At 34.9% G+C, this 13,466-nt stretch carries 10 protein-coding genes; 9 read left to right on the top strand and 1 reads right to left on the bottom strand.

Features of this window, described 5'->3' with window-relative positions; genetic code table 11:
- Positions 1-434 (top strand): aminotransferase class III-fold pyridoxal phosphate-dependent enzyme (locus tag MRY82_07835; GenBank protein ID MCI5072831.1); only part of this gene is annotated, 434 nt, incomplete at its 5' end.
- A gap of 115 nt (positions 435-549) precedes the next feature.
- Here the strand turns inward: MRY82_07835 and MRY82_07840 are convergent.
- Positions 550-1,368 (bottom strand): HEXXH motif-containing putative peptide modification protein, encoded by an 819-nt coding sequence (locus MRY82_07840; GenBank protein ID MCI5072832.1) that lies wholly within the window; start codon positions 1,366-1,368, stop codon positions 550-552.
- Positions 1,369-1,876: 508 nt separating this feature from the next.
- Between MRY82_07840 and MRY82_07845 the strand changes: the two genes are divergently transcribed.
- From MRY82_07845 to MRY82_07880, 8 genes are all read left to right on the top strand, one after another.
- On the top strand, positions 1,877-3,391 hold the full coding sequence (locus MRY82_07845) for an ABC transporter substrate-binding protein (GenBank protein MCI5072833.1): 1,515 nt from the start codon (positions 1,877-1,879) through the stop codon (positions 3,389-3,391).
- Entirely contained in the window at positions 3,366-4,688 is a 1,323-nt protein-coding gene (locus MRY82_07850; protein MCI5072834.1) for an MFS transporter, read from the top strand. Before MRY82_07845 ends, MRY82_07850 begins: the two co-directional genes overlap by 26 nt.
- The gene (locus MRY82_07855) at positions 4,681-6,828 is read left to right on the top strand and encodes a HAMP domain-containing histidine kinase (GenBank protein ID MCI5072835.1); all 2,148 of its coding nucleotides are present in this window, start codon (positions 4,681-4,683) and stop codon (positions 6,826-6,828) included. The genes MRY82_07850 and MRY82_07855 overlap by 8 nt, the downstream gene beginning before the upstream one ends.
- 245 nt (positions 6,829-7,073) lie before the next feature.
- Positions 7,074-7,538, top strand: coding sequence for a tRNA (N6-threonylcarbamoyladenosine(37)-N6)-methyltransferase TrmO (gene tsaA / locus MRY82_07860; protein ID MCI5072836.1), 465 nt, complete (start codon positions 7,074-7,076; stop codon positions 7,536-7,538).
- Between the two features lie 29 nt (positions 7,539-7,567).
- A complete protein-coding gene (locus tag MRY82_07865) occupies positions 7,568-8,872 on the top strand; it encodes an MATE family efflux transporter (protein MCI5072837.1) in 1,305 nt (434 codons plus the stop codon).
- 113 nt (positions 8,873-8,985) lie between these two features.
- On the top strand, positions 8,986-10,506 hold the full coding sequence (locus MRY82_07870; protein MCI5072838.1) for an ATP-binding protein: 1,521 nt from the start codon (positions 8,986-8,988) through the stop codon (positions 10,504-10,506).
- Positions 10,499-11,980, top strand: a complete 1,482-nt coding sequence (locus MRY82_07875; protein ID MCI5072839.1) for a type I restriction-modification system subunit M — start codon at positions 10,499-10,501, stop codon at positions 11,978-11,980. The genes MRY82_07870 and MRY82_07875 overlap by 8 nt, the downstream gene beginning before the upstream one ends.
- Positions 11,977-13,464 carry a type I restriction-modification system subunit M gene (locus MRY82_07880; protein MCI5072840.1) on the top strand — a complete coding sequence of 496 codons (1,488 nt, stop codon included), beginning with the start codon at positions 11,977-11,979 and terminating at the stop codon, positions 13,462-13,464. Before MRY82_07875 ends, MRY82_07880 begins: the two co-directional genes overlap by 4 nt.
- Positions 13,465-13,466 lie beyond the last annotated feature (2 nt).

Raw genomic sequence — 13,466 nt, forward strand, 5'->3', positions numbered from 1 at the left:
GTGGACTAACTTACAGTGGTTATCCCTTAGGTTGTGCAGCGGCATTGGCTAGCATATCCGTTTATGAAGAAGAGAACCTTGTTGAAAAAGCTGCAGAAAATGGGGTATATTTAGAAAAAAAACTTCATGAATGTTTGGATGGGAATCCGTGGTTAGGAGAAATACGAGGTAAAGGTCTTTTGCAAGTTATAGAGCTGGTGAGTAACACAGACACTAAAAAACCTCTTTCTCCTTGGAATGCAGAGTTAAGCAATGAAATGAAAGTTTTAAAACAAAAGCTATTAAGTCATGGTTTGTTTGTATTTTTAAGGTGGAATATGCTCTTTATAACGCCACCTTTATCTGTGTCGAAAAAGCAAATAGATCATGGTGTAAATATAATTAAAACCGCTATACATGAGACTCAGGCGTATTTTATTTCCGAAGGAGGTTAATAGATTAAGAAGCAGTATAACCGTATGTATAAGATATATTTTTTACTACCGTTAAATAAAGCTAAGGTATAACTTAAGTGATGCCAGTAAAAGCTTTTAGCTACAAAAAATTAATTTATTTGTTTAAAGATAGATTGTAAATGTCATGAATAATTTTATTTGCAAAAGTTGTAAGTTCTCTTCCAGAGTTAAAGGTTTTGATTGTGTTTTTTAAGGTTAGATCTAGATCCGAAGTAGACTGTTTTGCACTTTTTTTAAACTGTCGCATTCTAAATAAAGCATGAGCTGAATGTAACCTACCAATTGGAGGCCGCTCTCTTTTTTGGAAAGGTGCGTGAACAAGGTTGTAATCAGAATCTGACAAAACTAATCGATCAATAAGGTTTAATAAAAATAACTCTTGATGAGCAAGTTCATGAACAATGGCTAACGCAAGCTCTTCAATTGCTTGATCTATATTTAGAAAAATACACCCAAAAAAGTGGGGGTGTGAACCAGACTTCCAGCTATCACTTTTAAAAAAACAAATATGAGTAATTGTTTCATTTGTATTTTTGTATGATGTTAAACAATGTTTTTTTAAGTAAAAAAAAGCTTTTTGTACTTTTGTGAGTTCGTTATTATTAGGGCAATGTAGACTAGCTTTTCTTTCTTTCACTTCATTAAAAATGAATTCCCAGCTACTTAGATCAGAATCGGTTCTTTCTATTATAATCGGAGTCTTTGAAGTCATTTTTAAAGTATGAAAGTGATCTAAGCAGTTTCTGTATACAGCCGCTGAAAGTGATAAAGTGCTTGAATTATTCAGTTCTTCAGCAGGTAATATTTTTCGGTTTAATATTTTTTGAATTAAAGATGATCGAAATGGAGGGACTAAGTGATCAAAAACAGTATTTTTGCTAATTTCTTTAATTAAATCTTCTTTTTTAATCATGATATAGCAGGTTAAATTTATTTTTAAGGATTTTCAATTATATATTAAGATTATTTAAAAATATATGAAGTTGAGAGTGTCCACATTTTGTACAATGATATGTACAAAATATGGACACATGATTAATTTAATAGCTATTTTTTTAGAATACAAACGATTTGATTTTGGCATGATTTATGCTTATAACAATGCATCGAACCGTTAAAAAGATGTTATCTGATTAATTAAGGTTAGAAATATCTATTTTATAGTTTGATAAGCAGTAAAAACTTGAAAGGAAGGTGAATTGTTTATGAAAATTAACTTAGATATTTTTGATAATGAAATTTTTTCTGAATTAAGACAAGATTTTAATTAATCAAAGAACTGAAAAGTAAACTTAAAAAGAGCAATTAATTACTTTCTTGCTCTTTAAGTAAAGGATCTCCTCTCAGTGTTTTTTATTGTAGGAAGCATTGAGAGGAGTCATTATTTTAAATGAAAAAAGTAACATAACGGTTAATTAGTGATGTGTAACGATAAAAAGATCTTAATTTTATGCCTAGTTCTTTCAACTATGGTTGTGACTTTCTTTTCATGTCAATATAAAAAAAAACGCGAAGTAGGTAGTGAAATAACTGTGTTAAAAGTTCCAATCACTTCGATGCCAGATTTTCGTATTAGTCGAGGTAATCACTTAAGTACAAAAAAAATTATTGATAATGTGTATGAAAACCTTGTGAACATAGATGAAGCTTTGTCACCTATGCCAGAAATTGCATCTATATGGAAGATAGATAATAAAAATAATGCGATTAAGTTCTCAATTGATAAAAGCAAGGTTTTTCATGATGGTGAAAGAGTAACTTCTAAAACTATTTTAAATGCATTTTTGAAAATGTATGAAAAAAATAGTGCGGCTGTTTCTCAATTAAAATCGTTAGAGAAGTGCAAAAGACATGATTATTGTGAGGGATTTGAAATTATAGATGATTTTAACTTTATAATTAGAATTAGAAATAAAAATTTTTCTCTACTTATGAAAAAATTAGCAAGCACTAGAGCTATGATATTTAGAGAGGTGAAAGGGAGTTTCCTTGGAACGGGTCCGTATAAAATTACTTCTTCTAATGAAAAAAGGACTGTTCTCACGAAAAATGATGAAAGAGCAAATTTTGAAAGTATTGTATATACAAAAATGGAACCTGAAGAAGCATATCAAAATTTTCTTAAAAAGAAAGTTGATACAATAATAGATATAGAATCTAATATAAATTTAACTGAACTCCCTCAAGGTGTTTCTTCAACTCAAAAAGTTGCTGGAACATACACGCTTTTATTTAACTTAGAAAATAGTGTTTTTAGAAACAAGCAAGTTCGTTTAGCAGTTGCTAAAACAATGAATGTTTCTTTTATTTCTAAAGTTCAAAAAAATAAATGTATTCCTGCAGGAGGTATGATTCCCCAAGGTTATTTAGGCCATACTCCATATGGATATAGTATTAATATAGCTGAAGCTAAAAGACTAATTGAAAAAAATGTAAAATTGAAAGATAGACATGTTAACTTAGGTTTAAGAAATAGATTTAAAAATAATATTAAAATGCATAATTATTTAGTAGAAAATTTTAATAATATTGGTCTAAACCTTTCTATTGAGTATTTGCCATATGATAAGCTTAATCAAAAATTTAGAAATAGAGTTCTTGATATGATGTATAAAGGAGAGGCTCTTATTAATTATGATCCAGTTACTTTTTTCTCAGGCTATCTTGGTACTAAATATACAAAAAAGTTTTCAGGATATGAAAATATTAAATTAGTTCAACTATTTGAAGAGTATGAAAACATAACATCAAGAATAGAAAAGTTGAAAATTTTAAAAAAAATGCAAAATATATTTTTCGAGGATGTGCCTGCTATACCATTGTTTTATTTAGTTGCTGAAACTTGGTATGGTCCTGGTTTAGCAGTCGAGAAAGAAAAAAGTTTAAACTTAAAATTTTGGGATTTTTCGTATGCAAAAATTAAATCAAAATCTTGAGGTAAATATGCCTAAAAAATTGAATGTAGAATTGATTATTAAACACTTGGGAATTTATAGAGCTTTTCATGCGTCAGCTGTTCAATTTAACTCTGTAATATTTCGACTGATTGTAGGTGTTTTGGCACTTATTTCAGGAATTTCTCCAACTGCTGTAGCAATTGTTACGTTTATTGAGTTTTCACTAAATGGTTTATTAGAAGTCCCCCTTGGTTATCTGGCAGACACTCTTGGTCGAGTACCTTCTATTATTTTAGGCTTAATGATGTATATGTCAGGTTTAAGTTGTGTGTATGTAGCTTTGATTCTTAATAATCAATGGTCTGCTTATTTATTTGTAGCTCACGGCATATTAATTGGTTTGGGAAAACCATTTAAATCTGGGTCTGTTGAAGCTTTTTATCAAAATGCTTTAGATTTACATTGTAAAAATGATTCAGAAAAAAAGCTTTTGTTAACAAGCCTTACAGACAGTCAAAGGTATGGAAAATTTTATGTTTTAATCTCTGTGACAGTTGCCTTTTTTTTGTCTTGGATATTTAATTTATTAAACGCTTTACCTCATGTGTTTATTGTTGGAATATCTCTATATGCGGTTTGTATTAGGATTTTATGGAAAGATTATTTGATTTTTGGTGATATAGAGAAGCGCAAAAATAACTCAAGTTTTAAAAAAGTTTTCAAAACTATATTGCAGAATAGAAAAATTAAATTGTCAATACTATATAACTTTTACTTTTGGATGATTGGAGTGGTTATTGCTGGTTATTTACTTGTTTCTTTAGGTAGGGAGCATGAAGGAAGTGAACAGTGGATTTTTATGCTTTCCTTTATGTATGGATGGTCTGCAATTGGCCCAATTGTGAGAGGCTATCTACTTCCTCATCTTATTAAAAGAATGAGCACAAAAGCTTATTTAATAACTTTTTGTGCAAATATTGTGGTTTTTAGTTCAATATTTTTATTGTTATATCAAAAGGTGCATTTTACTTTTCAAGCCTTGTATCTCCTTTTTTACGGAGTAATATTTCATGTATCTTTTTCAGCTTTTCAGAATTTGTCAATGAATCACCTTATGGAGCAAATTAAAAAAGAAAATTATGCAACTGCTTTGAGTATACAAAATATTCCGGGATTTTTAGGAGTAGGTTTATATAGTTTATATTTAATTTTATTTCGTAGTGGAGCGCCAACAGTTCATGAAGCATTTATATCAGTGTTAATTTTTTCACTTTGCTATATTTTTGTTATTTATTACTTTGAAGGGAATAGTAAAGGTATAGCTGAGAATGAGTAACAAAAAAAAAGTTAGTTTGAAGCAGGTTCTAAAAAAGTCTGAACAATCAATTTTAGTATATGCATTTATATTTAATTTTGTAGTGATATCAATTGTACTTTCAAATCTTCTTATTAGTTCTGAAAAAAGTAAACTAAAACAAACAGTTAATCAATTGTCAGCTATAGTTAAGTCAAGTATTCAAATTGGTGATGAAATTGAAATTAGAAATATTCTAGTGAAAACTCTAGAAACATCTTCAGTTGTTAACGTTGATGTTGTGGGTGATAATATTATGCCGATAAATATCTCAAAAAATAAAAAATATGGTAGAGATAAAGGCACGTTGTTTGATTTTCTGTTTTCAAATTTTATAACTCAAAAAGAAGATTTCTATATTTATGAAAATTCAAAATTAAAGTATTCAATGGCAGTTACATTTCCAAATTTTGTTAGAGGTCAGATTCTTTTGTATGCAATATTTTCAGCGATTTTAATTGCGGCAATTCTAATGCTTATTCTTAGAATACACCTTAAAATGGTTTTAATCAGAGTAGTTAATCCTATTGATAATTTAACGTATTATATTGAAGGATTTAACGCTAGAACTAATGCTAGTTATTTTAGTAAAAATAACAATTTAGATCTTGTGGAAGTTAGAAAAATTAAAGAGTCATTTGATTTGCTTCAGAATAAAAATAAAAAGTTATATGAAAAATTATTAAAGAATAAAATTGATGAGGAAGCTATAAAAATTGCCTCACAAGTTGCACATGATATTCGCTCTCCTTTAACTGCTTTAAATGTAGTATCTAAAGACTTAGCAAGTTTATCTGAAAACTCAAGAGTTCTATTAAGATCATCGATACACAGGATACAAGATATTGCCAATAACCTTGTAAGTCAAAGTAGTGAAAAAGTTAAAGAAAAAGAAAGTATTGAAAAACAAAACCTAGAATCAAATTTATTACTTCCAATCATCGAGGAAATAGTTTCAGAAAAACGTTATCAACTAAGAAGTAGAGCAGGAGTTAATGTAACTTTAGATGGTGAGAAAGCTTATGGTTTGTTTGCAAAAGTAAATGATTCTTCATTGAAACGTATTATTTCAAATTTGATTAATAATAGTGTGGAAGCGTTTGATGATTCTGGAGAAGTTGTTGTTACTGTCAGTGATAACGAAAAAAATAATACTGAGGTTTTGTTAAGTATAAAAGATAATGGAAAAGGCATTTCAAAGGATATCTTGCCAAAACTAGCACAAAGAGGCATCTCATTTGGAAAAGATACAAATAAAGAGTCTGGTTCGGGATTAGGTCTATACCACGCAAAGAATAATATAGAGCAATGGGGCGGTAGATTCTTGATAGAATCTGAAGAAGGTAAAGGAACAGAAGTTAAGCTTTATCTTCCAAAAGCCAAAGCACCCACTTGGTTTGTGCCGGCAATTCATCTTAAAGGTATTAAAAATATTGTTATTTTAGATGATGATGAGTCGATTCATCAAGTATGGGACAGGCGTTTAAGGAAGTATATAGATAAGTACGCAATTAATTTACAACATGCTCGAAGTCCAGAAGATTTTAAAAAATTAACAGAGGGTCAGAAAAGCCTATTATGTTTATGTGATTATGAGTTGCTAGGCTTTGAAGATACGGGTTTAGATTTAATTGAAGACAATGGTTTAGAAGATGTATCTATATTGGTAACCAGTAGGTATGCTGAAGAAAAAGTACAAGAACGATGTGAAAAAATGGGTGTAAAACTGATTCCTAAAACATCCGCCGATCTTGTACCTTTTAATGTAGAAGAAGTTCAGAGAAAAACACAGTATGATGCAGTATTGATTGATGATGATCCACTGATTCATAGTGTTTGGAAGATGAGAGTAAGAGATACGGATAAATCAATTTTGATGTTTGAAGATCCTAAAGTGTTTTATCAAAAGGTTGATGAAATTTCTAAGCAAACACCTATTTATATCGACCAGAATTTAAGTGATGGTCAGCTAGGGACTGAAGTGGCAAAAACGATTGCAAGCCTTGGCTTTAAAAAATTATATTTAGCCACTGGAGAAGAAAAAAGTTCAATTAAAGTAAAATTGAAAGATGATGTGAATATTTTTGTTGATATTGTTGGTAAAGATGTGCCCTGGGACTGAAATGGCGTGATGTCAATCAAGCTGTTTTTAGAGGTATTTGAGGTATAGCTAAGAAACTGTACAAATATTAGACAGTTTAATGTTCATTTTTTGGACACAACTTTTATATTCAATGCAAAAAAAAATTCTTATGAGTGTGTTGTGTTGTTAAAAAACATAAGTTTAAGATTTTAAGCTTATTAAGTAGCTAGGCATAAAATTTGAATAAGATATACGGTTAAGCTGTCGTTCAAATAGGAGTGAATATGATTAAAGAAGTTACGTTATATCCTATTGGGTATGTTCAATCTCCAAGGAAAAAACATCAAGACGATGAATGGGGAAATATTATTTCAAAAATTGAAATAGATAAAAAATATGGTGTTGATTCTTTACAGGGAATGGATAGTTTTTCACATGCAGAAATTGTTTTTTATATGGATCGCGTATTACCAGACAAAATTATAACGGGTACAAGGCACCCCAGAAATAATCCTAATCATCCCAAAGTTGGAGTTTTTGCACAGAGGGTAAAAAACAGGCCTAATCAGATTGGAGTTTCAACTGTCAAAATATTAAAGCTTGAAGGTAATATACTAACGGTTCAAAGTTTAGATGCCATTGATGGCACCCCAGTTTTAGATATTAAACCATTTTTTAGTGAAATGCGTCCAAATGAGGGCATACGATCTCCCAAATGGGTAAAAGATATAATGAAAAATTATTATTAAAAAAGCGTTGTGAAATTATAGGGCGCGCTATGTACTATCTAAAGAAAATCCTTAAAATATCTTTGCCGAACGTTATCGGCTTAGGTTCAAAGTTTGTCTGTGATTTGATCAACATTTTTTGGATGGCTCAGGTGAGCACGGAAGCTGTTGCTGGCGTTGTTACGGTTACTATGATCACGTGGATGGTTATAGTTTTTGATGACATGTTTAAGGCAGGAGCGGTATCGATTGTCTCTAGAAACTTCGGTGCTAAAGAATACTCTAAAGTAAAGTCTTATATCTTTCATTTATTGGTGTGGAAGACACTGTTTATTGTTTTATTTGTTGGCTTTGTCTTGACTCTGCTAGGCCCCATTTTGGATTTGTTTGTCATCAGTGATGTGAAAACGGCGGCCTATAACTATGGCTTGATTCGAATTGCTACATTGCCACTTCAATTTTTATTATTCTCAACAGTATCATGTCTAAATTGTCTAGGAAAAGGAAGTTTGGCCATGTATCCACCCCTTATTGCCAATATCATTAACTTGCTGTTGGACCCCATTTTTATATTCAAGAAAGCCTATGGTTTAAATATTGGCATGGGTTTGAATGAAAGTGGGGCTGCCTTGGCAACAGCAGTGTCTTTCTTAGTATCATCTGTGATTGGACTGATTATTTTAGCCAGACATTCACGCAGCATTGGAACAGAGGATTATGATAAAAGTTTCAGTACTCAAAAAATGCTCAGCATGCTTAAAATTGGTTATCCAGTAGGTATACGCAATTTTATACGCCATGGAACCAACTTGTTTCTTCTTAAAATAGTGGCTTTGTACGGAACGGTTCATATTGCCGCTTATGGAACTGTAGGTAGGATGATGGGTGTGTATTATGTACCAATTTTGGCTTTTTTAATGGGTGGAACCGCTTTAATTGGCCATGAAATTGGTAAAAAAAATCAAGAAGCCATACAGCACATCGCAAAAACCATTTTTTGGTGCATGGGGGTGATTATGGGGTCTTTACTATTGTTTAATATTGTCTATGGCGTTGAATTAATCCAATTTTTTAGCCAAAGTGCTTTGGGTGTAGAGTCGTCTTATAAGCTTTTGGTTTTTGGTATGTTAGGGCTTTTATTTATAGCGCTGAGTGCACATAAGCTAGCTCAAATAGCAGCCAGTAAAAACCTCAATAAACTTTTTTATGCCGTAGCCCTGTCTAGGCTGGGTGTGCAAGTGCCGTTGGTCATTGTTTTTGCATTGGTTTTAGACTTACCCATAGGATACATATGGCTAACATTTCCTATAGCGGACTTTGCTGAGATGGGATATTTGAACTTTTTTAAAGAGTAATTCTCCATTAAAAAGGTAAAACAATACGGCATTAGTGGTAACATTTGATTATTTAAAATAAGATAAGAAAGCAATGTTAGTCTAATTTTATGAAAATTCACGCAAAAGTTTAGATGACAGATATATTTTTTAAAAAAATAGTGCTTGAAAACTATAAGTGCTTTCAAAGCCAATCTATTGAGCTTAATTGTCCTGATGGAAATACATTAGGTAGTGGGCTAAATATATTAATTGGAGAAAATGGCACAGGTAAAACTTCAATTCTAGAAGCGGTTAATTTTTTAACTCAGTCAAGATATAGCTCTGAAAATAAGCTAACTATCAATGATTATTATGATTATGGAAAAACAATTAAAATCCTTGGTCATACAAAAGAATTTAAATGTAAATCTTCTATTGATTTTAATAATACACAGAATAACAAGTTACATTTTAAAGCTTCAGGGATTGTTTTTGAAGCTAAGTCAAGAGACCGTAAAGAAGCCAATAAGCTGCTTTCTTCCCCGCTCATGATTAAAAACCGTTTTTATGTTAATGATAGAAAGTATTATAAAGGTTCTAAACAAAAAGGAGATATTGATTCTCGGGATATAAGCTTTTCTGATAGTCGAATTCAAGAAGGAGGGATTGATGTTTTTTATTTTGATAAAAATAGATCTCGGCACCTTGTTTCAGGCATTTATAAAACAACATTCGACAGAGTATGTGAAGATTTGAACTGGAAATTTTTTAAAAATCTTAATGAAGAAAACATAGAAAAAATTTTGCAAAGTATAACGGGTGAGTATTTTTCGAATACGATTAATATCTCTCAAAAAGATATTGGTAAAAAGCTTGCCAAGGAAATGGTTCAGTTCTTTAAAAATGATCTCTTTAAAGATTTAAAGATAGACCTTGTTGATATACTCAGGCCTTTTTCTAATGCTTCCATAGTAATTAGAGCCGATGAAGGTTTAAAGCAGATCAATACAAAAAATCTCGGCTCAGGTATAGAGATTATAATGACATTGCTTTTATTAAAATCTTTATCAGGTGGTGCAAAAAATAACAGTGTCATTTATCTTATTGATGAACCTGAGCTTCACCTTCATCCAAAAGCACAGGAATCTTTAGCAAAGATACTGCTCGAGGAATCAAAGGAAAAACAAATAATAATATCTACGCATTCACCGTATATGTTCAAAGAGCTTCTTCCCCATTCGGGGCTAATAACATTGCAAAATAAAGAAAGTAAAATACTGATTCAAAAGGAAGATAGTGCACAAAAACCAAGATTGCTTCCATGGAGTCCATCATGGGGAGAAATTAATTTTATAGCATACGGTATGCCTACAGTTGAATTTCATAATGAACTTTACGGTTATTTATGTGAAATCACAAATAACAATCAAATTAAAAGCTTTGAAACATTTTTAAAAAATAGAGCTGTTAAGCAAAATAAAACCTGGATCAAAATTAAAGATAATAACGAAGAAATTAATGAACCCGTAACCCTTCATACATACATAAGAAACTCTATTCACCATCCAGAAAATAGAAAAAACCTTGAGTATTCGGACAAAGAATTAAAAAATTCAATTGAAGGCATGATTGAAATTTTAAAGCAAATAAAAGAGGAAAAACTCAATGGGTAAGGAGTTAGAGTATTTACTCTGGATGGCCGCGCATATCATTACCGGGCCTATCGATGCGTCTGATTACAAGACCTACATCTTCCCGATCTTATTCTTCAAGCGCATCAACGATGTCTATAACGAGGAATTTGAAACGGCGATGGAGCTTTATGGTGATGAGGACCTTGCCAACGCTGCTGAGCAACACCGCATTCAAATTCCAAAAGGCTGCCGCTGGAGCGATGTGCTTTCAACCACAAAAGATGTCGGTAAAGCCCTGCAAGGTGCTTTCCGCTGTGTTGAAAAAGCCAATCCGCACCTCTATGGCATATTTGGTGATGCGCCGTGGACCAACAAAGATCGCTTGCCCGACGCCTTAATCACGGAGCTGCTCAATCATTTCCATCAAATTCCGATGGGTGTGAAGGATGTGCGTGACGATGACATGGGCCGCGCTTATGAATTTTTGATCAAGAAATTTGCTGATAAGGCCAATAAAAAAGCGGGTGAGTTCTATACACCGCGTACTGTTGTCAGACTGATGGTCAATGTCCTTGATCCAAAAGCAGGTGAAGTTGTCTATGACCCGGCTTGCGGTACAGGCGGCATGCTGCTTGAAACAATCCATCACGTTCAGGAGCGCGGCGAAGACCCACGGCTCTTGACGCTCAAAGGCCAAGAAAAAAACCTGACCACCGAAGCCATAGCCCGCATGAACCTGTTTCTGCATGGCATGGAAGATTTTCAGATCATTCGCGGTGACACGATGCGCGATCCCAAATTTACCGATGGTGACAAGCTGGAAACTTTCGATTGCGTGATCGCCAACCCGCCATTCAGCCTTGAAGAATGGGGACATGACAGCTGGAGCGCTGATCAATATAACCGCCATGCCTACGGCATCGCCCCGAAAAAGAACGGCGACTTTGCTTGGGTCATGCACATGTATGCTTCTATGCGTGATGACACAGGTCGGATGGCCGTTGTTGTGCCGCATGGCGTATTGTTCAGAGGAAGCTCAGAAGCCAAAATCCGTGAGGCGCTTATTAAAAATGGCGCTCTGGAATGTGTGATTGGCCTTGCAGAAAATTTGTTCTATGGCACAGGGATTTCCGCTTGTGTGCTTGTCCTGCGGAAAGACAAGAAAACGCTGAACCGTAAAGAAGTCCTCTTTATCAACGCTGATGAGATTTACACCAAAGGCCGCGCTCAAAACACCATAAGCGAAGGCCAAGCCGATGAAATCTACGACATCTATAAACGCCAGCATGAAGCAGCGGAAGAAATTGAGGGCGTAAGTCGCTGGGTGCCGATTTCAGAAATTGAAGAAAACGACTTTAACCTCAACATTGCGCGATATGTGCAAAAGCCGCTTGAGGAAGAAACCATCACGGTGGAAGAAGCCCTGAAAGATTTCAAACAGAAACTTGCCGATCTTGAACAGGCAGAAGATGAATTAGAGGCCCTGCTAGCCAAGGAGGGTTTCGAGCTATGAGCATCACGCAGAAACAACTGGAAGATTTGCTCTGGGGCGCGGCTGTTTTGCTGCGCGGTCAAATCGAAGCATCGGATTACAAACAATACATCTTCCCATTGCTGTTTTATAAACGCATGGATGATGTCTATCAGGAAGAATATATTGAAGCGCTTGAGCTTTATGAAGATGATGAGCTTGCCAAAAAGCCTGAACAGCACCGATTTGTCATTCCCGACAATGCCCGCTGGAGCGTGGTGCAATCCACCACCAAGGATGTTGGGAAAGTCCTGAAAGATGCCCTGCGAGCCATCGAAAAATCCAACCCGCGCCTGTATGGCGTGTTCGGCGATGCCGTATGGACGAACAAAGAGCGCCTGCCTGACCATTTGCTGGTATCGCTAATCAACCATTTCAGCCAAATTCCGCTCGGCGTGAAGGACATTGATCAGGATGATCTGGGTAACGCTTACGAATATCTGATCAAGCAATTCGCCGATGATTCCGGCCATACCGCCGCTGAGTTTTACACCAACCGTACCGTTGTGCATTTGATGACACGTATCCTTGGCTTGCAGCCGGGTGAAACTGCTTACGATCCCACCTGTGGCACAGGCGGTATGCTGCTCAATGCCGTCATGGATTTACGCAAAGACGACCGCGAATGGCGCACCGTCAAACTCTATGGGCAAGAGGTCAATCTTTTGACCTCAGCGATTGCCAAGATGAACATGCTGCTCCACGATATTGAGGAATTTGATATCGCCCGTGGCGATACGCTGAAAGAGCCCAAATTCACCAAAGGCGACAAGCTCCAGCAATTCGATGTGATCTTTGCTAACCCGCCATACTCCATTAAGAAATGGGACCGGGAAGCATTTGGATCGGACCTATATGGCCGTAACATGCATGGCGTGCCGCCGCAGGGCTGTGCTGATTATGCGTTTTTCCAGCACATCATGAAAAGCCTGAACTCAAAAACAGGCCGCGCCGCCATGCTTTGGCCGCATGGCGTACTGTTCCGTGATCAGGAAGAAGATATCCGCAAAGGCGTGATTGCCAGTGATTTGGTTGAGGCCGTCATCGGCTTGGGGCCAAATCTGTTTTACAACAGTCCCATGGAATCTTGCGTGGTGCTGCTGCGTCATAACAAAACTGCAGACCGCAAAAACAAGATCGTTTTTGTGAATGGCGTGCATGAAGTCACCCGCGAACGCGCCACCAGCTTTTTATCCGATGACAACTTGGAAAAGCTGGTCGAAGCCTATTACGAGCCAGAAGACCACCCGGATATCGCGCGGCTGGTCGATCTGGATGAGGTCAAAGACAATTTATTCAACCTGTCCATTCCGCTCTATGTCACCGCCAAGAACGGTAATGGCAACGATGCGGAAGAACAAGATTTGGAAGGCGCGATTGAAGATTGGAAAATCTCTCGCACTCTTCTCAAAAAACAAACAAACAAGCTGTTCGATAGCTTGAAAGAGTTGGGATATGAGGCGTAAAC

It is taken from the genome of bacterium (assembly GCA_022763185.1).
Taxonomy (GTDB): Bacteria; Bdellovibrionota_G; JALEGL01; order JALEGL01; family JALEGL01; genus JALEGL01.